The 19,297-nt window shown below is 70.7% G+C and carries 30 protein-coding genes; 5 read left to right on the top strand and 25 right to left on the bottom strand.

All coding sequences use genetic code 11. The annotated features are described in order from the left end of the window. Window positions 1–122: 122 nt before the first annotated feature. From MKL01_RS14520 to MKL01_RS14470, 11 genes are all read right to left on the bottom strand, one after another. Window positions 123–1,409: a DUF935 family protein gene (locus MKL01_RS14520; protein WP_243905913.1), complete on the bottom strand. Its 1,287-nt coding sequence runs from the start codon at window positions 1,407–1,409 to the stop codon at window positions 123–125. Continuing rightward, complete coding sequence (locus MKL01_RS14515) at window positions 1,403–3,106, bottom strand: hypothetical protein (RefSeq protein WP_243905912.1); 1,704 nt, start codon at window positions 3,104–3,106, stop codon at window positions 1,403–1,405. Before MKL01_RS14515 ends, MKL01_RS14520 begins: the two co-directional genes overlap by 7 nt. Then, a complete protein-coding gene (locus MKL01_RS14510) occupies window positions 3,103–3,792 on the bottom strand; it encodes a phage protein Gp27 family protein (protein ID WP_243905911.1) in 690 nt (229 codons plus the stop codon). Before MKL01_RS14510 ends, MKL01_RS14515 begins: the two co-directional genes overlap by 4 nt. A gap of 1 nt (window position 3,793) precedes the next feature. Next, window positions 3,794–4,093 carry a hypothetical protein gene (locus MKL01_RS14505; protein WP_243905910.1) on the bottom strand — a complete coding sequence of 100 codons (300 nt, stop codon included), beginning with the start codon at window positions 4,091–4,093 and terminating at the stop codon, window positions 3,794–3,796. Further along, on the bottom strand, window positions 4,090–4,494 hold the full coding sequence (locus MKL01_RS14500; RefSeq protein WP_243905909.1) for a hypothetical protein: 405 nt from the start codon (window positions 4,492–4,494) through the stop codon (window positions 4,090–4,092). The genes MKL01_RS14505 and MKL01_RS14500 overlap by 4 nt, the downstream gene beginning before the upstream one ends. Then, window positions 4,491–4,904, bottom strand: coding sequence for a hypothetical protein (locus tag MKL01_RS14495; RefSeq protein ID WP_243905908.1), 414 nt, complete (start codon window positions 4,902–4,904; stop codon window positions 4,491–4,493). The genes MKL01_RS14500 and MKL01_RS14495 overlap by 4 nt, the downstream gene beginning before the upstream one ends. A 2-nt stretch (window positions 4,905–4,906) precedes the next feature. Next, entirely contained in the window at window positions 4,907–5,104 is a 198-nt protein-coding gene (locus MKL01_RS14490) for a hypothetical protein (RefSeq protein ID WP_243905907.1), read from the bottom strand. Beyond that, entirely contained in the window at window positions 5,104–5,337 is a 234-nt protein-coding gene (locus MKL01_RS14485; RefSeq protein WP_243905906.1) for a hypothetical protein, read from the bottom strand. Before MKL01_RS14485 ends, MKL01_RS14490 begins: the two co-directional genes overlap by 1 nt. 4 nt (window positions 5,338–5,341) lie before the next feature. Continuing rightward, window positions 5,342–5,584 carry a hypothetical protein gene (locus tag MKL01_RS14480; RefSeq protein ID WP_243905905.1) on the bottom strand — a complete coding sequence of 81 codons (243 nt, stop codon included), beginning with the start codon at window positions 5,582–5,584 and terminating at the stop codon, window positions 5,342–5,344. Between the two features lie 44 nt (window positions 5,585–5,628). After that, window positions 5,629–6,336: a TIGR02594 family protein gene (locus MKL01_RS14475; RefSeq protein WP_243905904.1), complete on the bottom strand. Its 708-nt coding sequence runs from the start codon at window positions 6,334–6,336 to the stop codon at window positions 5,629–5,631. A gap of 173 nt (window positions 6,337–6,509) precedes the next feature. Beyond that, the gene (locus MKL01_RS14470; RefSeq protein WP_243905903.1) at window positions 6,510–7,043 is read right to left on the bottom strand and encodes a hypothetical protein; all 534 of its coding nucleotides are present in this window, start codon (window positions 7,041–7,043) and stop codon (window positions 6,510–6,512) included. A 159-nt stretch (window positions 7,044–7,202) separates the two neighbouring features. Between MKL01_RS14470 and MKL01_RS14465 the strand changes: the two genes are divergently transcribed. Then, a complete protein-coding gene (locus MKL01_RS14465) occupies window positions 7,203–8,273 on the top strand; it encodes a hypothetical protein (protein WP_243905902.1) in 1,071 nt (356 codons plus the stop codon). An 11-nt stretch (window positions 8,274–8,284) separates the two neighbouring features. Continuing rightward, complete coding sequence (locus MKL01_RS14460; protein ID WP_243905901.1) at window positions 8,285–8,626, top strand: hypothetical protein; 342 nt, start codon at window positions 8,285–8,287, stop codon at window positions 8,624–8,626. A gap of 103 nt (window positions 8,627–8,729) precedes the next feature. Here MKL01_RS14460 and MKL01_RS14455 read toward each other — a convergent pair whose 3' ends face one another. The 3 genes from MKL01_RS14455 to MKL01_RS14445 all read right to left on the bottom strand — a co-directional run bounded on the left by MKL01_RS14455 (window position 8,730) and on the right by MKL01_RS14445 (window position 10,246). Further along, window positions 8,730–9,146, bottom strand: a complete 417-nt coding sequence (locus tag MKL01_RS14455) for a sigma-70 region 4 domain-containing protein (RefSeq protein WP_243905900.1) — start codon at window positions 9,144–9,146, stop codon at window positions 8,730–8,732. A gap of 175 nt (window positions 9,147–9,321) precedes the next feature. Beyond that, window positions 9,322–9,759 (bottom strand): hypothetical protein, encoded by a 438-nt coding sequence (locus MKL01_RS14450; protein ID WP_243905899.1) that lies wholly within the window; start codon window positions 9,757–9,759, stop codon window positions 9,322–9,324. After that, window positions 9,731–10,246 (bottom strand): hypothetical protein, encoded by a 516-nt coding sequence (locus MKL01_RS14445; protein WP_243905898.1) that lies wholly within the window; start codon window positions 10,244–10,246, stop codon window positions 9,731–9,733. The genes MKL01_RS14450 and MKL01_RS14445 overlap by 29 nt, the downstream gene beginning before the upstream one ends. A 314-nt stretch (window positions 10,247–10,560) precedes the next feature. Between MKL01_RS14445 and MKL01_RS14440 the strand changes: the two genes are divergently transcribed. Then, on the top strand, window positions 10,561–10,842 hold the full coding sequence (locus MKL01_RS14440; protein ID WP_243905897.1) for a hypothetical protein: 282 nt from the start codon (window positions 10,561–10,563) through the stop codon (window positions 10,840–10,842). A gap of 115 nt (window positions 10,843–10,957) precedes the next feature. On the opposite strand, the gene MKL01_RS14435 is transcribed toward MKL01_RS14440, so the two are convergent. From MKL01_RS14435 to MKL01_RS36220, 11 genes are read right to left on the bottom strand one after another with little or no spacing between them, the layout of a single operon-like run. Next, window positions 10,958–11,368, bottom strand: a complete 411-nt coding sequence (locus MKL01_RS14435) for a hypothetical protein (protein WP_243905896.1) — start codon at window positions 11,366–11,368, stop codon at window positions 10,958–10,960. Next, the gene (locus MKL01_RS14430) at window positions 11,365–11,712 is read right to left on the bottom strand and encodes a hypothetical protein (protein WP_243905895.1); all 348 of its coding nucleotides are present in this window, start codon (window positions 11,710–11,712) and stop codon (window positions 11,365–11,367) included. The genes MKL01_RS14435 and MKL01_RS14430 overlap by 4 nt, the downstream gene beginning before the upstream one ends. Continuing rightward, entirely contained in the window at window positions 11,702–12,406 is a 705-nt protein-coding gene (locus tag MKL01_RS14425) for a regulatory protein GemA (RefSeq protein WP_243905894.1), read from the bottom strand. The genes MKL01_RS14430 and MKL01_RS14425 overlap by 11 nt, the downstream gene beginning before the upstream one ends. Beyond that, the gene (locus MKL01_RS36225) at window positions 12,403–12,762 is read right to left on the bottom strand and encodes a LexA family protein (RefSeq protein ID WP_409566257.1); all 360 of its coding nucleotides are present in this window, start codon (window positions 12,760–12,762) and stop codon (window positions 12,403–12,405) included. Before MKL01_RS36225 ends, MKL01_RS14425 begins: the two co-directional genes overlap by 4 nt. After that, window positions 12,762–13,394: a host-nuclease inhibitor Gam family protein gene (locus tag MKL01_RS14415; RefSeq protein ID WP_243905893.1), complete on the bottom strand. Its 633-nt coding sequence runs from the start codon at window positions 13,392–13,394 to the stop codon at window positions 12,762–12,764. The genes MKL01_RS36225 and MKL01_RS14415 overlap by 1 nt, the downstream gene beginning before the upstream one ends. Next, entirely contained in the window at window positions 13,381–13,752 is a 372-nt protein-coding gene (locus MKL01_RS14410; protein WP_243905892.1) for a hypothetical protein, read from the bottom strand. The genes MKL01_RS14415 and MKL01_RS14410 overlap by 14 nt, the downstream gene beginning before the upstream one ends. After that, window positions 13,753–14,133 (bottom strand): transcriptional regulator, encoded by a 381-nt coding sequence (locus tag MKL01_RS14405; RefSeq protein ID WP_243905891.1) that lies wholly within the window; start codon window positions 14,131–14,133, stop codon window positions 13,753–13,755. It abuts the gene before it with no gap. After that, the gene (locus MKL01_RS14400) at window positions 14,130–14,726 is read right to left on the bottom strand and encodes a hypothetical protein (protein WP_243905890.1); all 597 of its coding nucleotides are present in this window, start codon (window positions 14,724–14,726) and stop codon (window positions 14,130–14,132) included. Before MKL01_RS14400 ends, MKL01_RS14405 begins: the two co-directional genes overlap by 4 nt. Next, complete coding sequence (locus tag MKL01_RS14395) at window positions 14,723–15,487, bottom strand: AAA family ATPase (RefSeq protein WP_243905889.1); 765 nt, start codon at window positions 15,485–15,487, stop codon at window positions 14,723–14,725. Before MKL01_RS14395 ends, MKL01_RS14400 begins: the two co-directional genes overlap by 4 nt. A 57-nt stretch (window positions 15,488–15,544) precedes the next feature. Continuing rightward, window positions 15,545–17,728 carry a DDE-type integrase/transposase/recombinase gene (locus MKL01_RS14390; RefSeq protein ID WP_243905888.1) on the bottom strand — a complete coding sequence of 728 codons (2,184 nt, stop codon included), beginning with the start codon at window positions 17,726–17,728 and terminating at the stop codon, window positions 15,545–15,547. Beyond that, window positions 17,725–17,988 (bottom strand): helix-turn-helix domain-containing protein, encoded by a 264-nt coding sequence (locus MKL01_RS36220; RefSeq protein ID WP_409566256.1) that lies wholly within the window; start codon window positions 17,986–17,988, stop codon window positions 17,725–17,727. Before MKL01_RS36220 ends, MKL01_RS14390 begins: the two co-directional genes overlap by 4 nt. A 112-nt stretch (window positions 17,989–18,100) precedes the next feature. Between MKL01_RS36220 and MKL01_RS35985 the strand changes: the two genes are divergently transcribed. Together MKL01_RS35985 and MKL01_RS14380 are read left to right on the top strand one after the other, a co-directional pair. Continuing rightward, on the top strand, window positions 18,101–18,799 hold the full coding sequence (locus MKL01_RS35985; protein WP_243905887.1) for a helix-turn-helix transcriptional regulator: 699 nt from the start codon (window positions 18,101–18,103) through the stop codon (window positions 18,797–18,799). Continuing rightward, entirely contained in the window at window positions 18,778–19,221 is a 444-nt protein-coding gene (locus MKL01_RS14380) for a hypothetical protein (RefSeq protein ID WP_243905886.1), read from the top strand. Before MKL01_RS35985 ends, MKL01_RS14380 begins: the two co-directional genes overlap by 22 nt. Window positions 19,222–19,297 lie beyond the last annotated feature (76 nt).

The following is a 19,297-nucleotide window of genomic DNA, read 5'->3' as shown; positions in this document are numbered from 1 at the left end:
CCTGCTGGGCCGCCTGATGCTAGGCGTCCTCTGCCCCGTTCTCGGCGGAGCTGACCCCGAGCGGTTCCGCCAAACGTTGCAGTGGCCGCTCTGGGGCACGCTGGGCTTCTCCCTCTACAAGCTCATGATCCCGGCGATAGGGCCGGCGCCGGCGCCGGCGCCGGCCGCAGCAGCTCCTCGTCGCCCTCGGGCTCGGACAGGGCGAGCTTGTCGCGGATCTGGCGCTGGGACACCCGCAGGCCCAGCGGCACCAGCCGGGCCACCGCCTCGGACACCGCCTTGATGTCCTCGGGCTCGGCGACCGGGAACTCGACGCTCGGGTATTGGTCCTGCGGGCCGAAGTTGAAGGCCACGAACCACGGGATCAGGTCGCGGTTGACCGTGGCGGCGGTCTGCTGCCCGTCGGCGCGCTTGATGTCGAGGCGGACCTCGTTGTGGACCTTGGCCTGGGCGAGGCTGCCCGACGAGGCGGCGTCCGCCGTCATGGTCTGGCCGACCACCACCTTGCTCACCTGCATGTCGAGGTAGCGGATCAGCTCGCCGAACACCGCCTCGCCGTGCTGGCCCGAGACCGCCTGGAACTCCAGCTCCATGCCGATCGGGATGATGGCGGCGCCGTCGTTGGCGATGTTGCGCACCGCCCGCAGCAGGGTGCGCTTGTCGTCCGCCGTGGCGTTCGGCCCGTAGCGGCCGACCCGGAACGGGATGCCGTAGATCTCCGCGAAGGCGCTCCAGTCCTGCAGGGTGAAGCTCTGGACGAGGAACGCCCAGGCCACGGGCCGGGCGAGCCCGCGCCGGAGCGGCAGCCCGGTCTCGATCGCCGGCATGTGGCGCAGGAACACCCCGTCGGCGATCGGCGTGCCGTCGAGATCCGTGTCGCTGGCGAGCCGCATCCCGGTGAGGTCGACCCGGTCGAACACGAAGAAGCGCGGGTCGCGGTGCTTGTAGGCGACCGGACGCAACATCCCGCGGTGATAGTCCCAGATCGGCTCGACGACGGCATAGCCCTTCGGCACCGCGTCCTGGAGTTCGGAGCAGGCGCCGCGGAAGCCGGCGCTGTTCACGAGGTCGATCACCGCGTCGACGATCGTCGTCGGGCAGCCGGCGGGCGCCGAGACCGAGGGGGCGATGTTGTCGAAGGCCAGCCGCCGCACCTGGAGCTGGGAGCGGTAGTGCATGTACCGCTCCTGCATCTCGATCGCGAGGGTGAGGTAGGCGCGGGCATGGCCGCGGTCGGCGTCGCGCAGGAGCGCCGCGAGGCCCTCGGGGGTCAGGCCGGAGGCCACCGTCAGGGAGGGCAGCGCCCGCACGCCGTAGGCGGTGGGCTCGGCCAGTTCCCCGGTGAACAGGGCCACCTCGACGGGCCGGCCGTCCGGGCCGAGGATCGGGGAGCGCCGGGTGGTCACCATAGCGACCGCCCGCCGTCACCCGCCTCCAGGTCGGACACGTCCCGGGCCCAGAGGGTCGGGAACGCGCCGCCGAACGGGACGGTCTCCCCGTTCGGCGCGATCGTCATGGAGGCCGGGGTGTAGGCGTAGGCGATCACCGGCATCAGCGAGGCGAAATGCGCGAGCGCGGCGGCGATGGCCGCGTCGCCGTGCCGGCGTTTGGTCTTGCCCGCGGCGGCGCCGTCGCCCTTCTCGACCGTGCGGGTGCGCGGCACCCGGGCGATGCCGTCGATCATCCTGATCAGCTTGAAGTCGCCGAGCACGTCCGGATGGGCCGGGAGCGCCATGCCGCGGCTCTCCAGGGTGTCCTTCAGCCGCGGCATGGCCTCGCGATACCAGTCGATCGAGAACTTCACCTGGGCGATGACGTGCTCGCCGTAGCGTTGGGCGGCGTATTCCGCCTGGGCGGCACCGTTGCCGCCGGCGTCCAGCGCCCCGCCGCAGAAGCACGGCAGGCGGTCGACCACCCAGAACAGGATCTGCTTCTGCTGGGCGAAGGGGATGTTGCGCAGCTCCACCACGAAGGGCGTGTCGCGGTAGAGGCCGGCGACGCGCTGCAGGGGCCAGATCACCGTCAGGTCGGCCACGCGGCCGAAATCCTGGCCGAAGAAGCTGGGGCGGCGCGGGTCGAGCCGGTCGAGATGCGGGCCGATCACGCTCTCGCACCACGCGGCGGCGAGCGCCTCGCGCTCGGGCTCCGGGCGGAACGCGAAGGCGGCCGGCATCTCCCAGCGCAGCACCGGCACGTCCCGGCGCATGCACGCCTCGACCACCGCCGGCAGCAGCCAGACGCCCGAGCCCTCGGCGGGGATGCAGAACAGCTCCTCGTCGGCGCCGTCGCCGTAGATCGCGATGATCTCGGCCCGCCACGCCGCCTCGGCCTCCGGCGACCACGCCCGGCCGGTGCGCAGGCAGACCCGGCGGTAGAGGCCGTCCGCCAGGGCCCGGTCGAAGTCGACCTCCACCAGGGCGTAGGGCCGCCGGCCGGCGCGGATGTCCTGCACGAGGCGGTTGAACGGGTTGGACTCGCCGTTGTGCGAGGAGATCACCAGCACCCGGCCGCCCCAGATCAGCAGCGCGAAGGCGGCCTTCAACAGGCCGTCGAGGTCGTCGTGGAACGCCGCCTCGTCGACGATCACGCAGCCCTGGCGCCCGCGCAGCGACCGGGGCCGCGACGACAGGGCGACCACCTCGAAGCCGCTGGCGAAGCGGATGCGGAAGGCCTGGATCGCCTTGGTGTCGGCGGGGTCGGCCGGGTTCACGTCGGCGAACAGGAACTCGCCGACCGCGCCGGCCGCCTGGGAGAACGCCACCGCCCAGAGGGCGCAGACGTCGATGAACTCCCGCGCCATGTCGAGGTTGTAGCCGATGTACAGGACGTCCATGCCGCCGGCGTCCCGGGCGGCGCCGGCGGTCAGGGCCGCGTCGGCGCCGATGCCCCAGGTGGCGCCGATGCGCCGGGATTTCGGGACCACCACCACCGGGTGGGCGGCCGTCGTCTCCAGCAGCCGGCGCTGGTAGCCGAGGAGCACGTCCGGATCGGCCGGGTCGAGATCCGGCGGCAGCCCGGCCAGGCTCTCCCGGCGGAGCGCGGCCCATTCGGCCTCGCCGATCGCGCGCCCGGCGCGGAGGTCGTCGTCGGGGACCGGGGCGCTCATGCGGCCGCATCCGGCTTCGGCAGCCTGAGGCCGAGGATCCGCTCCTTGATGCCCCGGACCGTGTCGCCGGTCAGGCCCTTCTCCCGGGCGACCGCGTCGATCGCCGTCTCGGCCCGGGCGGCGAATTCCCGCTGGAGCGCGACCCGGCGCTCGGCGGAGATCTTCTGCCCCTGGATCACCGCGAGGTGGGCGCGGGCGAGTTCCATGGCGCCCCTGGTGCCGATCGCCTCGCCCTCGGACTGCGCCAGCTCGAACACCAGGAGCTTGATGAACTCGCCGACCACGATGGTGTGCCGGTCGACCGTGTCGGCGGTGAAGTGCGGCGCCAGCCCCTGGAAGATGTGCCGGGCCTCGTTGAGCCGGTTCGACATCGCGGCGAGCTTCATGCTCTTGCGGTTGAAGGCCGAGCGCGAGATCGGGTCGAGGCCCTTGGCGGCCAGCCGGTCGTTGAGGGCGAACAGGATCTCGCTCTGGGTCTTCTCGCGCCGGTTCAGTTCGCCCACCGCCCAGACGACGTCCTCCTGGGCCTCCTCGGGCAGCTGGTCCACGCTCGACAGCCGGCCGCGGCCCGCGCGCCGGGGCTCCGTCTCGGGTGCCCCGCGCATCCGCGCGGTCCGGGCGTCCGCGCGCGCTTCCGCGCGATCGGCGGCATCGAGCACCCGGTGGAGCGGCGGCCCGTCGCGCATCTCACGCCCCGAGGCGCGGCTGGCGGATGCCCGCGATCCGGGTCCGGCGCAGGCAATGGTCGACGCCGGCCTCGGTGATCTGCGCCACCAGGATCGAGCCGATGCTGGTGTTGCGCGTCGCCCCGAGGTCCGCCAGCTTGTGGAGCTGGGTGCGCAGGTAGTCCCGGGACCGGTTGTGGCCGCAGGCATAGACCGCCTCGGCCAGGATGGTCTCGTTGCTGCGCCCGTCCGGCATGGCGGCCAGCTCCTTGAGGATGATCAGGCGGACATCCTCGTCGATCGCCTGCGCGATGCCGCTCACGGTCGGGCTCCGGGATCAGGCCGGCCGGCGACCACGGCCTCGGCGGCGGATTTCATCAGGAACTCGACGATCAGGTCGAGCTGCCTGGTCTGGCCGCGCAGGGTGTCCTGCAGGCCCTCGATCTTGCCGCGGCTCTCGGCCAGCGACAGGCCGATCTGGTGGATGCTCTCCCGGGTCGGGAGGGTGTGGACCACGGCGCCGAGCGCCCCGAGGTCGCGGGCCATGGTCTCCAGCTTCTCCTCGGCGGAGACGAGGCGGCGGTGGAGGGCGTCGAGGCTGGCGGCGGCCGGCTGCGACGGCGCCCGGGCCATCCGCAGGCCGGCGACCAGGACCAGCGTCAGGACGCCGGCGGCCAGCGCGAGGGCTGCCCCATCGGCCGCCAGGGCCGCGCCCGGGCTCACCGGACCAGCCCCGCCAGATCGGCCTCGGTGATGGCCGAGGGCAGGAGCCGCCCGTCGCGCACCGCCCGCAGCACCTCGATCGCCCGGCGCAGTTGCGCCCGCATCAGCTCGACATCGGCCTGCAGCTCCACCGCGCGCAGGCGCTGGCTGTCCCGGTCGAGTTCCTGGCGTTCCATCTCGGCGCGGAGCGCCACCTCCCGGGCGGCGAGCTTGTCGACCTCGGCGATCAGCCGATCGACCAGGTCGAGGCTCTGCCGGTCCGCGCGCCGGTTCAGGTAGAGCCCGCGGAAATGCGCCAGCAGGGCCGCCGCGAGGCCGAGCCCGATCACGGCCGAGACGACCAGCGCCCCGCGCGGGCCGAGCCGGTCGATGATCCGGATCGCCCCCTCGACGGCGTTGCCCCACTCCATGGCTACGGCGCTTTCCGCGGGTCGTGCGCGGCGCAGAGCCGCTTCCACTTCCGGTTCTCCCGGTCGGCCTGTTCCTTGGTGGCGCGGGTGTCCCGGGCCGACCAGGTGATCGGCCGGGCGATGGCGCAGTAGGGGGCGGCCGCGGGCGGGGTCGCCTGCAGCGCGCCGAAGCACACCAGGAAGCCGAGGCAGGGGGGCATCAATCCGGTCTCCGGAAGTCCGGGTCGAAGGCCGCGTCGGTCCGGTCGGCACGGTGGGCGGCCTCGGCCTGCGCCTCCACCGCCCGGGCGACCCGCACGGACTCGGAGGCCTGGGTGAGCGCCGCCGCCATCGCCTCGGTGCGCCCGAGGCCGCGCTCGCGCTCGGCGTTGGCGCGCGCCACCAGGGCGGTGACGAGCTGGAGGGCGAGCCGGACGAGCGCGAGGATCGTCACGGTCTCAGCCGATCAGCTTGGTCGCCTTGAGCCGCCCGTAGAGGGCGAGCACGGCGCCGCCGAGGGCCACGCCGGCGGCGATCACGGCGGTGGCCTGGTCGGCCACGACCTGCTGCGTCGTCGGGTCGATCTTCACGCCGAAGAAGCCGGCGACGATCGCGGCGGCGGCGACCAGCGCGCCGATCACGCCCTTCGACAGATACCAGGGCTTGGTCTCGGCGACGGTCGCCGTCGTGTCGTTGCCCATATCGTGCTCCTCGCTCTGTGGTGATGGCGCGCGCGGCGCCGGGCTCACGCCTCGTCGGCGGAGAGGGCGCCGCGCGCTGCCAGGATCCGGGCGCCGCCAAGGGCGCCGTTCGCGGCCGGGGCCGGGGCGGTGGCGGGCCAGCGGATGGCTTCGAGCCGGACCCTGGCGACGCGGGCGATTGAGACGCTGTCCCGCTGGTTGCCGCCGAGCACGTGGAACGCCTCTGCATCCTCACCCGCGTAGAAGCCGACATGGCCGCCGCCCTTGCGGCGGAAGACGCAGATCGCGCCGTCCCGGCCGGTGGGCAGGGGCGTACCGAATGCGGCCCAGGCCAGGGCCGAGAGCGGGTTGGCCGGCAGGGGCTCGTCCGGCAGGGTCGCGCCGATGCAATGGGCGGCGAACAGTCCGCACCAGGGGGTAGCGTCGTCCCGGTAGAACCGGGCTGCGAAGCCGCCGAGGGTTCGGGCCCAGGCGAGGATCGTGGGGTTCGAGGCCGGGCCGGGGGCCTCGCGCAGGCCCTGCAGGCGCTGGGCTTCCGCGTACCAGGCGGGGCGCGGCACCGGCGCCGGCTCCTCCGGGAAGAGCCGGGCCAGGGTCGCCCGGGAGGCGATCCCGTCCGGGCCCAGGCCGTGGCTGCCCTGGAACAGCTTGAGCGCCGCGATGCTGCGCCGGCCCCAGACGCCGTCGGCGCCCGCGGGGCCGCAGTCGTAGCCGAGCCGGATCAGCCGGGATTGGATGGCGCGGGGGGACATGGGACGCGAGACCGGGGAGGGGCTGAGCCCTCGATCCCGCTACGATCCCGGAATTGGCTGCAGCGCGGGCACCGGAAGCGGTTCCGGATGATCGCGCTCAATGACGTATCTCGCCGATGGCCTGGAGCGCCCAGCTAAGCCTTTTGTCCGATTCCGAGCTTCACCAGCGGCCTTTATTTACCAGGCACGACGAACCCTATGAAGAATGTGTATATAAGTATCGAAAGGCTTGCGATCGACGGGTCGAATACATTCCAACCAACTGCATTCCACATCGTCCCGTCGGTTGCGTAACTCCAGAGAACGAAGGCTGCCAAAGCTAGGCAAACGTTCACACCGATCGGCTGTCCGCGGTCCGCTGCGGCGCGGTAATAGAACGGTAATCCGATCAGGCACGCGAGAAACACGATTCCGGATATCATTGCCGGATGTGCCTTAGAAGCAGATACGAAGACACTCTCTCCGTTAGATGTTTGTAACGCCTGAATGGATTTATCCGCCGCCAGATAAAATGAAATCACCTCGGCCGGAATGTATTTCGCGATGCGAGTTGTGTAATTGTCCACGTCCACAACCTGTGATTGATTTGTGGTCGGCGCTCCCGGTGTTCCAGGCACATTAGCTGTATTTGTCATAACAGCAACAGGACCAGTTCGAAACGTCAGAAGTCCATTTGTGTTCACATCCGGCCTCACAAGTCGGCTCATTACAATATCCTCCCCATTTCGACCCACTGACATTTGTATTCGCAGACGAAGCAAAATTGCAACAGACATGGAAGCCGGTCCATGACAACCTATCCGCGACTGATGATTCTAATTCCAATATGCGCCTCGATGTCGTGCCTATTCACTCCGGATCGAAAGATGAGTCGACGCACCAAAGCGAAATTGCGCGAAGTAATTCACGGGATTGCTTCGAGTTCGATCATTGTTGCAGCGATTTATTTGGGCGGGTGCGCCGTGCATCCGCTGCCGGACGACTATTCTGGCGTCACGGGCCGCCATATTGCGCGCCAGATCCGTTGTGAGACCCGTGAAGCCGTCATCGACTCGGTACTTGGCTATCTAACTGATGAAAGAAATAAAGGCGCCCATCAGGTTGACGAGCATTCGAGAAATCTTGGAAATAAATACAAAGAAGCCCTGAAAACCGACCCTGGCGCAATGAGAAGTTTTAGACCGGACAAGCTAACCGGCGTTGCCCAGAAGGTCGTCGATCTGATCTGGAGAACAGGAATTGCGTATAATTATAATCTTGAGATGACTGAAACCAACAACAATGACGGTTCACTCAACCTTATCAATATTTTTCCAAAGTCTAGCCGATCTCTAGGTTTCGGTGCCAAGCTCGATCTTCAGAGACAAAACACACGCATATTCACGATCACCGACACATTTGGTGTTTTGGCCAGCAACACGGATCCGGATTATTGCAACTACGGCTATCAGATAAAAGACAAAAATATCATCTATCCGATCACAGGGAGGATCGGCATAGACGAAGTTATTCACGAATTTACTGCAATGGCTTTGTTTGATAACTTGTCGGGCAAGGACGGTGACGACCCGTCAAGTCCCAAGGGACCGTCGCAGATGGCGGAGCAGCTCGAATTCACGACAACAATCGACGTTTCCATTGCCCCAAAGGTAACTTTTACGCCAATAGGTAGAGGTCTACATGTTGCAGATGCTTCGCTCAGCGAGGAATCGATCCGAAAGGATCTGCACAAACTGACCCTAGGGCTCTACGTGCCCAGCAACGCGCCGCTCGCGGCCATTCGCGGCGGCATTCTTCATGACTTGGGGACACCTGCGGTTAACGCACTCGCTTCCGCACCGGTTCGAACGCCGGGAGAAGAAGGAGCGCTGGCAATCGTCAATCAGGCATTGTTGCTCAAGTTGTTCCAGTTCCGAGCACAAGTTGTTCAACCATAGGAGTAGCCTCGATGGCCGAGAAAGTGAGAAATAGTGGTGATTCTGAGGGAGGCAGCAAAGCAAGACCGATTAAACGCGTCGCGCTTCTTCATCCTAATGCAGCTGCGCACTTGATGAATTCGATCCACGCCGCCGGACTCGGAAAGCAATTTGCTGCGCTGTCGAAGCAAAAGAAAATCAACTTGACAGTTCATATGACGAGAGGCGCTTTAGCTTACAGAACAAATGTAAGTTCCTTGAACGCCATTCATGATTTCGTGAGCGAGAAGATGCCTAACAACGCATCCGTCTCAAGCCTCTGGGATTGCAACCCGGACGACCCATACGATCTGTGCTGGGGCGCAAAGAAGTAGACGAGAATGCCCACGTATGCATTCGCTTTCCCGGGGGCCCAGCCCAGCGTCGTCCCTCACTCTGCTTAAACCGTGCCGGCGGTCATGAAGCATCGGACCGGCACTACAATCCCAGATCCCCCTGCGGATCATCCCCCCGTCCCCGCACCCGCGCCTTGAACAACCGCACCGCCCGCTCGGTGACGCCGACCTGCCGCGCCGTCTGCCGGTTCGGCAGGCCCTGGGCGGTCAGCTCGCGCATCTTCCGCGCCCGGCGCTGGCGCTCCTTCACGTAGGACCCGGCCGGGCCGATCGGGAACTCGATCTCCGAGCCCGAGCGGCCGGTGGTGAGGTGGTCGGCGATGGCGGCGGCCGCCTCGCGGCCCGCGGCCCGCACCAGCCAATGGTCCGGGCCCGGCCGGCGGGGCACGTAGGCGCGGGTGCCGCCCACCGCCTCGGCCACCGCGAGGGCGGCGGCGAGACCCGCCACCTCGGCGATCTTGCCCCGCACGCCGGGCAGACCGTGGCTCTCCGGGCTCATCCGACTGCCCCTTCGATCGCGACCTTCTCGGCCTTGGCGATCCCGCGCGCGATCGCCGCGCGCAGGCGAGCGCGAAGGACCTCGTCGCCGAGGAGGGCCGCGACATCTTTTACAATGCGAAGGGCCCCGCTCGCGCGAAGCCCTCCTGAATGGGTTGGTTTTGTGAGGTCTCTGCTTATAGGGAGCTGCTCACCAGCGCCTCCAGCGCCTTGAAGACTGCGTCCGGGATATAACCGCTGCCACTCAAAATCGTCTCCCGGATCGACTCGAAACTCAATACCGCAGCACCTGCTGTCGCACCTGCAACCCAATGCAGGATGACATGCCTCAAATCGTGATGGTGGCTGCTTCGCTCGACCAAAATCTCAATCTGCCGCTCCAGATTAATGATCTTGATGCCGAATTCCCCGATATCTTCGAGGCCAGCCATTTTCTTCTGATCCTCGTAATCCATCACCTCACGAGTTTGATCTTTCTCCCGCTTTCTCGTGCCGCCCGCAGCACTTACATCTTTCGGTAACGGAAAAGGAGCTTTACGCTCTCTCTGTCTTAGCCTGTCGATCGGATTTTTAGGCTTTGAAGGCCTAGGACGGGGACTGCGCTCCTTTTTCATATCGATGTCCTCCTGGGGTGAAGAGTCGTCCGGCGGCTATCGCCACCTTTCGGCCCTGTGGGTCGGCCCACGCGGGTCCCGAAACCGTCAGCGCTCGGCGCGATGTCGCAAAGCGGAAGGCCGTCTGAGCCTTGCTCGGCTTGACGGCGAACCGGGCGTCGGTGAACGGAACACCGTGCTGCACGTCGCAGACGCCCGGGGCCTGGCCGACCGCGTCCCAAGCAAAGGGCGGCTTGATCTGGGCGACCGCGTCGCGAACAGAAACCGACTCGATCTGGACCGCCGCGTCCTGACCAGACCCGGCCTCAATCTCGCCCGGGGTCTTGATCTCGACGCCGGCCTTGATCTCGACGCCGGCCTTGATCTCGCCGGCAGCCAGGATCTCGGCGGCAGCCAGGATCTCGGCGGCAGCCATGATCAATCCGAGATCAATGCGCGCCACTCGTCGGTCGTCCGCCGACACGATATGGGTGAATAGCCTGTTCATCTCTTCTCTCCTCGCGTGAATACGCGTCTTCTAATTGTCCAACTGCGCAAGGGCACCGGACATCGGGCTGTGAACAGGGCTCTTGGCCACTTGCTAGGGGAGCAGGAACCCGTGTTCACCCTGCAACGATGCTCAACCAAACGATGCGCGTCAAGCTTCTTCCACACCTTTCTGACGATTTTCTGACACAAAAAATTCTACCTCAGCGTGGATATCGCTTGACGCAGCTCCTATTTCCGATGAGAAGACGCACGGCCCCACGAGGACCGAACAGCGAGGGCTTCGGCCCGACCTGGGCTAACGGAGAACCAACAATGGAACAGCGTGAAGCTGTCGCTCGGGGTCTTGATGATCGTAAAAGCGTTGGACGCCCTAAGAGTATCGAGAAGAGCGTCAAAATGCAGATCACGATGCCAAGCACTCTGGCGGCTAAATTAGACGATATACGACTTTTGACCCATCACACGAGCACTCCTGATCTGATCAGGCGAGCGATCGTTTTCTATTCTGCTGCGATCCGGCAACACCAGAAAGGTGGTCGTGTGATCTTCCAGGACCCTGATGGTCGAGAAGTCGAGATGTCCGTGACGATCTAGAGATCAAGGGGGCCTTCACGGCCCCCTTCCTCTACGTGGCTCTGGCATCTCAACGCGAGCTCGTGCCGTGGCGCGTTGCCCGGTCCACGGGACGGCCGTGTGCGCCCGCTTGTCCCTACAGCCCCAGATCTCCCTGCGAATCATCCCTCCGCACCCGCGCCTTGAACAACCGCACCGCCCGCTCGGTGACCCCCACCTGCCGCGCCGTCTGCCGGTTCGGCAGGCCCTGGGCGGTCAGCTCGCGCATCTTCCGCGCCCGGCGCCGGCGCTCCTTCACGTAGGACCCGGCCGGGCCGATCGGGAACTCGATCTCCGAGCCCGAGCGGCCGGTGGTGAGGTGGTCGGCGATGGCGGCGGCCGCCTCGGGGCCCGCGGCGCGCACCAGCCAATGGTCCGGGCCCGGCCGGCGGGGCACGTAGGCGCGGGTGCCTCCCACCGCCTCGGCCACCGCGAGGGCGGCGGCGAGGCCCGCCACCTCGGCGATCTCGCCCAGCACGCCCGGCAGGCCGTGGCTCTCCGGGCTCATCCGGCCGTCTCCGCCGCCGCCGCCTTCTCGGCCTTGGCGATCTCCCGGGCGATGGCGGCGCGCAGGCGGCGCCGGAGCGCCTCGTCGCCGAGCAGGACCGCCAGCTCGGCCACAAGCGCCAGGGTCTCGGCGGCGTCGAGCAGCGCCTCGGGCAGGTCGCGCCACGCCCAGGCCTCGGGCCAGCCCTTGGTCAGGAACGCGGCGTTGTCGCCGAACCGGCCGAGATAGCTCCAGTAGCCGAAGCCGTGCTCGCGGGCGGCGAGGTCCAGGCAGGCGGCCTGGCGGTGGATCGGCACCGGCCGGGCCGGGCGCATCGACGGGACGTAGCGGCGCTCACCCGACACGGCGCGCCTCCGCGGCTTGCGAAGCACGGCGGATCCAGGCGCCGAGATGGCCGGCGGCCCGGTCGAGGTCGGCCGCCGTCAGGTCCGGATCGGCGAGCGAGGCCAGCCGGCGCGGGCCGCCCCGGAGCTTGGCCGAGACGTAGTCGGCGAGCCCGTCGCAGGCCTGCGGGTCGCCGAAGGGGCGCACGGCCCCCAATGCGATCAGGCGCAGCCACTGCGCCCGCAGCACCGCCCGCTTGGCGGCGAGCCGGTCGGCCGCGCGGTCGCCGCTGCGCGCCGGCCAGGCCACGCCCGCCCGGATCAGCCAGGCCTTGAGCGGCTCGATCGCCGCCCGGGCCGCGTCCGCCTCCCGCAGGAAGCGGGTGTGCGGCAGGCCGGTCTGCCGCTCCAGGAAGGCGTGGAGCGCGCCGTCGCCCCGGTCGGCGACCTCGCCCAGGTTGTAGAGGGCGATCCAGAGCGCCTGGAGCTTTTTCGCATACGGGCCGGTGGCGGCTCGGATCGGCGCCGCGCCGGACGGCCCCGCCACGAGCGCCGACAGCCGGGCGATGAGCCGGTCGGCGTCGTCCGGGTCGAGGTCCTTCGACGAGGCGACGCCGTAGGCCGCCAGCATCCCGCGATAGGCGGCCTCCGACAGGCCGGAGCGGGCCTTCAGGGCGTGGACGGCGCGGATCTGCGCCGGGCGGGCGGCACTCACGGGTGCCGCTCCAGGTAGGACGCGACCGCCGCAGCCAGGACGTCCCGGACGGCGAGCCGGCGGCGCCGGCAATAGGCCGAGAGCCGATCCGCCACGGGTTCGGGCAGGCGCGGCGCGTCCCCGGGCTCGGACCCGGCGAGGGCGAGGGCCCGGGTCCGGTGCGGCAGCCGGACCACGTGGCCGCGCTCCTCCAGGGCGGTGAGCAGCCGGTGGATGCCGGATTTCGAGTGCAGGCCCATATGGGCGGCCATCTCGGAAAAACTCGGCGGCGGCCGGCCGGCCTCCGCCTCCGCGACGATGAACGCCAGGAGCCGCGCCTGGCGGCCGGTGAGGCCGATGCGGGGGCTCGGGGCCATCACGCCACCGCCCGGACCCGGGTCGTCGGGATCTGCGAGGCCAGGGGCTCGACCACGAACTCCTCCGGCCCGCGGGGCACCGTGACGCCCGGGATGGTCCCGGCCAGCTCGCGGGCGGCCAGCATCGCCTCCTTGTTGGGCTCGACCCGGGTGCGCAAAAAACCCTCCAGGGCGGCGATCTCCTCCCGGAGCGCGGCGATCTCGGCGGCGCGCCGGCGGCGCATCGCCTCGGCGAAGCGGTCGGTGGCGGCGGCGACGCGCGCGCGGATCGCCGCCACGACGTCCTCGTTCCTGAGCCCCCGGTGCCGCACCGCGTAGCGGCCCTCCCGCCACAGGAGCGTGCCGGTGGGCAGCTGCACCGTCTTGGTCCGGCCGCCCTGGGTCAGGCGCTCCCGGTGGGCCGTGGCCCAGACGTTCAGCGCGTCGACGATCACGCCCTGGACCTCCGCGAACACCTTCGCGCGCAGGCCGAAGGCCGCCTCCAGGGCCGCCACCTGGGCGTCGTGGTGGGCGCGCTCGGCGGCGTGGTCGCGCTGCAGGGCACCGAGCCGGGCGACGAGCTGCTCCGCCTCGGCGTCGCTCTGCGGGACCGGCAGGTTGGTGCCGGCGGCCTTGGTCTTAGCCTTCGCCATGGTGGGTCTCCGGGTGGGCGGGACGGGGGAGGGGGTTGGGGGCCGGGAAGGCGAGCACCCGGCCCTCGGGGTCGAGGGCGACGGCGAGGCGGGCGAGGCCGAGCCGCTCGGCCCGGGTGCGCCGGGGCGGGGGCCCGGCCTCGAGCGACCCGGTTGCGGGGGGCCTGAGCCGCTCCAGCAGGCCGGCGGTCTCGGCGCGGTCGAGGACGGTCCGCAGGCAGGCGGCGGCGTCGCGCAGGCCCTCCGCGAAGGCGCCGCACAGGACCGGATCGAGGCTGACGCCGCCCTCCCGGGCCGCGTCGGCGAAGAAGTCGGCGATGTCCTGCAGGACCGGCTCGGGGTTGGCGAAATCGGCCATTCACGCCCCCTTCAACCAGGAATGCGGGCAGCCCGACCGGCAGGCGCGGTAGAGCCGGGCCCGGGCGGCGTTCGAGGTGGCGAAGGGCTTCTTCTGCTCCGACAGGCAGCGGTCGCGGCCGATCTCGCCGAGCACCGGGCAGAGCACCGTCTCGCCCATCAGGGCGCCGCGGATCCGGGCGAAGACGGCCCGCTGGTCGCCCGGGTAGCGGGCGGCCAGGATGTGGCTGACCACCGCGGGCGAGTAGCCGATCGCCTTGGCGGCGGCGGCGCCGGTGGTGCGGTCGACGTGGAGCGCCAGGGCCCGCACCTCGTCGGGCAGCGCCGGGCCCCAGGCGGCGGCGGCCTTCTCGGTGGCCGTGACCTTCGCGGGCGCGGTCATGACGGGGTCCGGGCGCCGGAGCGGCGGGGCCGGGGGTTGCGGTCGACCATGCCGCCGCCCGAGATCGCCGGGGGCAGGGGGCCGGTGTTCATGCCGGGCTTGAGCCGCAGGACGCGCCAGCGGCCGCTGCGGCCGAGCTCCTGCAGGTAGCCCGCCCGGCGCAGGTGCCAGCAGAAGATCCGCGCCAGGTCCGGGCCGACCGCGACCTCGTCGGTGGAGGCGTGGGCGGCCAGCTCCCGGCTGGTGAAGGCCGGCAGGGCGCGGATCGCCGTCCACATCTGGAGCTGCGCCGCGCCGAACCGACGCGCCGCGCGCGCCTTCTCGAAGGGCGCCGGCGTCGGGGCGGTCGCCGTGACGGCGTAGAGCTTGGCCGGCGTCTGGCGGGAGCCCGGCCGGGGCTGGGCGCCGACCTCGCGGACGTGGCCCGCCCGGACGCAGGCCCGGACGTAGCATTTCACGGTGTTCAGGCTCTGCGCGCCGCACCGGGCGAAGACGTCGCGCATGGTGAAGCGGCCGGCGCCGGCGGTCAGGCCGCGCATCGCCGCCCAGTAGGCCGTGGGGCCGCCGGCCCGCGGATTGCGGAGCCGCTTCATGCCACCCTCCGTAGCAGGCGGGCGGGGGCGCGGACCTTCGGGGCCTCGCCGGTGAAGAACCGGCCGTCGTAGCCCTCGTCCACCGCCTGGGCGCCGTGGTGGCGGGCCCATTCGGCGATGTGGTCGAGGTTGGTGACGATGCGCCGGGCCCGGCCCTCGCTGCGCTCGCAGACCCGGTCGAGGAGCCCGTCCGAGAGGGTCAGGTGCGGGGTGTAGAGGTCGGCGAGCTTGCGGGTGTCCTCCCGGTCGCAGGGCTCGGCCGGCGCCCAGTCGAGCACCCGGTTGTGGACGCGCTCGACCTTCACGAGCTTGGACGGCAGCGCCTCCTCGCCGATCAGGATCACCGGCGCCTGGCTGCATTCCGCGATCTCGCGGACCAGCTCGATCATGCCCTTGTCGACGAGCTTGTCGGCCTCGTCGATCATCAGCGGCCGGTCGATCTCCTCGCCGAGCAGCTCCACGGCGCGCTCGACCATGTCGGCCACCGTGCCCCGGGGCGTGACCCCGAGTTCCACCAGGATCGCCTTCATCAGCGTCCGGCGGGTCCAGCTGTCGCCGACCTCGACCCGGACGGCGTTGGACTTGTTCTGGGCGTAGATCGCCGCCTGGCTCTTCCCGTAGCCGGAGGGCCCGTGCATTACCCCGATGTTCGGCAGGTGCGGCCGGCGCCCCTGGAGCTTGCGCACCAGGGCCATCATCATCCGCACGTTCTGCAGCGCGGCGTGGCTGCGGGTCTTCTCGTCCCCTGGACTCGTACTCATGGTGACCCCCGTCTCGACGACATCCCCCGGTCCGCGCCGGGTTCTTTCCGGCCGCGATCAGCGCAACGCCGCCTCCCCAAAATCCTCGTAGAGGTCCCGGAAGGCACGGTGCTCGGGGCCGGCCTCGTAGCCCCCGAGCCAGAGGGCGTCGGCGGTCGCCACCGGCTCGCCCCGGTCGATCCGGGCGCGCAGCTCCAGGGCGCGGCGGAACCGCGCCTGGGGCGTGTCGACCACCCGGAGCCGCCGCACGGCGGCGGCCGGCGCGGGCCCGGCGAGGTCCGCCTCGATCTCTGCCTGCAGGGCGTGGGCGGCCGGATCGAGGGGCCGGGCGGGCGGCGGAACCGGGTTTGCGGCCTCCGCCGCCGCGTCCAGGGCGGGCGTGGCGTGGCCGTCGGCCGGGCGCGGGAAGGCGACGAGGTTGTCGCGCGAACGGGCGGCGCGGCCGAGGACCGCGTCGGCCATGTCCCGGGGCCTGATCTTCCGGGCCTCCCGGCGGATCGCCGCGGTCGCCCCGTCGATCAGCGCCTTCTGGGCCGCCTTGGCGTGGGCCGTGGCCGCCACGGGATCGACGCCCAGGATCTCCGGGCAGGTCGCCTCGCCCAGGAACTGGCCGCCGGCGACGGCGAACAGGTAGGCGCGGCCGAGATCGGCGGGGTCCATCCGGACCAGCACCTCGGTGCCGGCGAGCACGGCGGGGGCGAGGTAGTGGCTGCCCTCGACCAGCACGCCCTGCTTGCCCACGACCCGGCGGCCGTCGCGGCCCGCCACGGGGGCGAGCAGCATGTCGAGCGCCCGGGCGTCGGCGATCCGGCGCAGGCGGCCCGCGGCGGCGGCCGCGACCGCGTAGGGGGTGGCGCCCCCGAGGCCGGCATGGGGCCGGTGCTGGTAGCGCTTCTCCGCCCAGAGGTCGCAGTAGCCCTGCAGCTCCGGCCCGGTCAGCGACACGCAGAAGGCGTCGGCATCCGACTGGCCGAGCCGGGCCGCGAAGGCCCGGCGGGCCTCGATCACCTTCCGGTCGGCCACCGAATGGCCGATGAAGCCCGGCAGCAGCGGCCCGAGATCCCGCTGGAACGTGCCGATCGCCCGCTCGACGAAGGCCTTGGCCTCCGGGGTGAAGGCCGGGGACAGCGCGCGCTCGATGCCGAGATGCGCGAACAGGCGCTCGGAGGCCTTCGCGGTGAAGTCGCTGCCGTTGTCGGTCTTCACCCGCTCGGGCACGCCCCAGGCGAGGATCGCCTTGCGCAGGAGCAGGCCCACCGCCTCGGCCCGCGGGGTGCGGGCGACGTAGAGGACGAGCCGGCGGGAATACACGTCGATCGCCACGTAGACGCTGTGCCGGCCGTCGACGCAGAGCGCGTCCATGGGCGAGGCGTCGATCTGCCAGAGTTCGTTGAGGCGGGTGAGGCCGGCGGCCGCGTTGGCGCCGGAGGCCCGGTAGCGGCTCTTGAACGCGTCCGGGTTGGTCAGCGCGGTGAGCGCCACCTTCTCGGCGGATCTCCAGGCGGCCAGGGCGGCCTGGACCGTGCGGACCGGCGGCATCGGCACCCGGAGCCGCCGGCCGCCCGACCGGGTGACCGCCAGGGTCTCGCCGAAGCGCTCCAGCAGCAGGGTGCGGACATGGTCCGCCGAGAGGTGCGGCTGCCGGGCGATCAGCGCCAGCATGGCGACCCGCACCGCCCCGTCCTCCGCGGTGGCGAGCACGCCGGTGCCGCGCCGGGCGGCGCCGCGATCCACCGCGAGCCGGGCGGTGGCGCCCGCCGTCCGGGCCGCCCGCCAGCGCTGCAGGCTGCGCAGGGTGAGCCGCGGGACCTGGGCGCGGACCCAGTCCGGCAGGCCGAGGCGGCCCGCCCCGTAATCGGCCACGCAGCGCAGGTCGGCGTGGCGCCGGGGCAGCCCCGTCTCGGCGCAGATCCGCTCGGCCGCCGCCAGGATGGCCAGCCGCGCGTCCCGGGCCTCGGCGGCGTCCGCCCGCAGGACGGGGCCGGCGGGCTCGGGCTCGGCGGGGGCCGCGGCCGGGGCCGGATCGCCGATCAGCCGGCCGACATAGGCCTGCCGGGCCGGGGCGGGCAGCAGGTCCACGTGATACTCGACGCCGCCGCCGGCCTGCCGGCGCGGGCGGCTCAGGCCCGGGCGCCGCGCCCAGCCCTGGGCGGCGGCCAGCGCGTTGACGTTGCGCTTGGTCCCGGGCAGCCCCGGCAGGCCGAGGTGGGCGATCTCGGCGGCGGTGAGCCAGACCTTCATGGCCGCCCCGGCCGGGCGGCGGGGCGGGAGAGGGGGAGCAGCGCGTCGTCGGGCCCGAACCAGTCCGGCCAGATCTGGTGACGACTCACACTCAGATGTGATGCGATGATCGCGTTGGCCCGCGGCCAGCGCTTCCGCAGCGCCGAGTGCAGTGACCGGTCCTTGAAACCGTTTTGGCGCGATAATGCCGCCAGACTCGTTCCGGATTTACGGATTTCCGCGATGACGTCTTGTGGGTGCCAACCTCGGATTGCGGGCATGCCCTTCTCCACCGGCAGGGGCGCGGTTAACCTCGCGGCGAATCCTGACTTGTCGGGACAACACCACATCTGAGATGATGTGGTCAACCCACATCTGGGGAAAGCCTCACAAGTGATTGCAGCCGAGCCCCCGACGCTCCTGGCGGTCGCCGAGCGCCTCAACCAGGCCGTCACCGCGGCCGGGGGCCGCCGCGCCGTCTCCGAGGCGGCGGACGTGCCGCTGAGCAGCCTCGACCGCTACCTCGCGGCCAAGAGCGAGGCGCCGTCGCTGACGCTGGCCCGCCTCGCCCGGGCCTGCGGCACCAGCGTCGACGCGCTCCTGACCGGGGCGGAGGCGGCGCCGGCGCTCCGCCCGGCGCGGGCGAACGGCCGGGGGGAGCACGGCGGGGACGACCTGGTGCGGGTGCCGTTCCTGGGGGTGCGCGCCTCGGCGGGGCAGGGGCGGGCGAGCCTGCCGGCCGAGACCGCGGCCGACGCGCACTTCCTGTTCAGCCGGGCCTGGCTGCGCAGCCTCGGCGTCGCCCCCGACCGGGCCGAGCTGCTGCGGGCGCAGGGCGACAGCATGGACCCGACCCTGCAGGACGGCGACCTGATGCTGGTCGACCGGGGCTTCGGCGAGCCGGTGCACGGCAAGATCTACGCCCTCGTGGTCGACGGGCTGGTGCTGGTGAAGCGGGTCAACTTCCTGGCCGGGGGCGGTATGATCCTGATCTCGGACAACGACCGCTACCCGTCGGAGACGATTCGGCGCGACGCGGTGGCGGATCTGAGCTTCCAGGGACGCGTCGCATGGTACGGGCGGGCGATCTGATCGGGGCGGTGACCGGCCCCCTGCGCCGGGGCACCTGCCTGCTGGCCCTCCTCGCCGGCCCCGCCGCCGGCCAGGCGGCGGGCGACCATCTGCAGCTCTGCCCCGCCGGGCCGGACGCCGCCTGCGCGGCCAACCAGGCGGAGTTCCGCGCCGCGGTTCCGCTTGCCTATCGCGGCGACTACCAGGCCCAGCGCAACGTCGCCTTCTGCCTGCAGGACGGGTGCGGCGGCGGGATCCGGCGCAACCCCGCCCTCGCCTGCGCGTGGCGGCAGGTCATCCTCGGCTCCGGCTCGAACCGGGTGGACGGCTCGGACGAGAGCAACGCCCGGCTGGCCTGCGCGGGGCTCGACGCCGCTCAATCGGAGATCGCCCGGGCGCAGGCGGCGCGGATCCGGCGGGGGATCGCGCGGGTGGGACGGTGAGGGCCGGTCGCGGCGGGCGGATCGGCGAGTCCGGGTTGAACCTCGCACGGCTCCGTCCGTCTGACAGCCCCCTTAG

It is taken from the genome of Methylobacterium sp. J-070 (assembly GCF_022829385.1).
Taxonomy (GTDB): Bacteria; Pseudomonadota; Alphaproteobacteria; order Rhizobiales; family Beijerinckiaceae; genus Methylobacterium.
Note: the sequence above shows the minus strand (reverse complement) of the source record. Positions and strands in the feature narration are given on the sequence as shown.

Excerpts from the sequence above, each read along its gene's own strand:
- MKL01_RS14520 (WP_243905913.1), bottom strand. The coding sequence starts at position 1,409 with ATGGTGACCACCCGGCGCTCCCCGATCCTCGGCCCGGACGGCCGGCCC.
- MKL01_RS14515 (WP_243905912.1), bottom strand. The coding sequence starts at position 3,106 with ATGAGCGCCCCGGTCCCCGACGACGACCTCCGCGCCGGGCGCGCGATC.
- MKL01_RS14510 (WP_243905911.1), bottom strand. The coding sequence starts at position 3,792 with ATGCGCGACGGGCCGCCGCTCCACCGGGTGCTCGATGCCGCCGATCGC.
- MKL01_RS14495 (WP_243905908.1), bottom strand. The coding sequence starts at position 4,904 with ATGGAGTGGGGCAACGCCGTCGAGGGGGCGATCCGGATCATCGACCGG.
- MKL01_RS14490 (WP_243905907.1), bottom strand. The coding sequence starts at position 5,104 with ATGCCCCCCTGCCTCGGCTTCCTGGTGTGCTTCGGCGCGCTGCAGGCG.
- MKL01_RS14480 (WP_243905905.1), bottom strand. The coding sequence starts at position 5,584 with ATGGGCAACGACACGACGGCGACCGTCGCCGAGACCAAGCCCTGGTAT.
- MKL01_RS14475 (WP_243905904.1), bottom strand. The coding sequence starts at position 6,336 with ATGTCCCCCCGCGCCATCCAATCCCGGCTGATCCGGCTCGGCTACGAC.
- MKL01_RS14470 (WP_243905903.1), bottom strand. The coding sequence starts at position 7,043 with ATGAGCCGACTTGTGAGGCCGGATGTGAACACAAATGGACTTCTGACG.
- MKL01_RS14465 (WP_243905902.1), top strand. The coding sequence starts at position 7,203 with ATGAGTCGACGCACCAAAGCGAAATTGCGCGAAGTAATTCACGGGATT.
- MKL01_RS14460 (WP_243905901.1), top strand. The coding sequence starts at position 8,285 with ATGGCCGAGAAAGTGAGAAATAGTGGTGATTCTGAGGGAGGCAGCAAA.
- MKL01_RS14455 (WP_243905900.1), bottom strand. The coding sequence starts at position 9,146 with ATGAGCCCGGAGAGCCACGGTCTGCCCGGCGTGCGGGGCAAGATCGCC.
- MKL01_RS14450 (WP_243905899.1), bottom strand. The coding sequence starts at position 9,759 with ATGAAAAAGGAGCGCAGTCCCCGTCCTAGGCCTTCAAAGCCTAAAAAT.
- MKL01_RS14445 (WP_243905898.1), bottom strand. The coding sequence starts at position 10,246 with ATGAACAGGCTATTCACCCATATCGTGTCGGCGGACGACCGACGAGTG.
- MKL01_RS14440 (WP_243905897.1), top strand. The coding sequence starts at position 10,561 with ATGGAACAGCGTGAAGCTGTCGCTCGGGGTCTTGATGATCGTAAAAGC.
- MKL01_RS14435 (WP_243905896.1), bottom strand. The coding sequence starts at position 11,368 with ATGAGCCCGGAGAGCCACGGCCTGCCGGGCGTGCTGGGCGAGATCGCC.
- MKL01_RS36225 (WP_409566257.1), bottom strand. The coding sequence starts at position 12,762 with ATGGCCCCGAGCCCCCGCATCGGCCTCACCGGCCGCCAGGCGCGGCTC.
- MKL01_RS14415 (WP_243905893.1), bottom strand. The coding sequence starts at position 13,394 with ATGGCGAAGGCTAAGACCAAGGCCGCCGGCACCAACCTGCCGGTCCCG.
- MKL01_RS14410 (WP_243905892.1), bottom strand. The coding sequence starts at position 13,752 with ATGGCCGATTTCGCCAACCCCGAGCCGGTCCTGCAGGACATCGCCGAC.
- MKL01_RS14405 (WP_243905891.1), bottom strand. The coding sequence starts at position 14,133 with ATGACCGCGCCCGCGAAGGTCACGGCCACCGAGAAGGCCGCCGCCGCC.
- MKL01_RS14400 (WP_243905890.1), bottom strand. The coding sequence starts at position 14,726 with ATGAAGCGGCTCCGCAATCCGCGGGCCGGCGGCCCCACGGCCTACTGG.
- MKL01_RS14395 (WP_243905889.1), bottom strand. The coding sequence starts at position 15,487 with ATGAGTACGAGTCCAGGGGACGAGAAGACCCGCAGCCACGCCGCGCTG.
- MKL01_RS14390 (WP_243905888.1), bottom strand. The coding sequence starts at position 17,728 with ATGAAGGTCTGGCTCACCGCCGCCGAGATCGCCCACCTCGGCCTGCCG.
- MKL01_RS36220 (WP_409566256.1), bottom strand. The coding sequence starts at position 17,988 with ATGCCCGCAATCCGAGGTTGGCACCCACAAGACGTCATCGCGGAAATC.
- MKL01_RS14380 (WP_243905886.1), top strand. The coding sequence starts at position 18,778 with ATGGTACGGGCGGGCGATCTGATCGGGGCGGTGACCGGCCCCCTGCGC.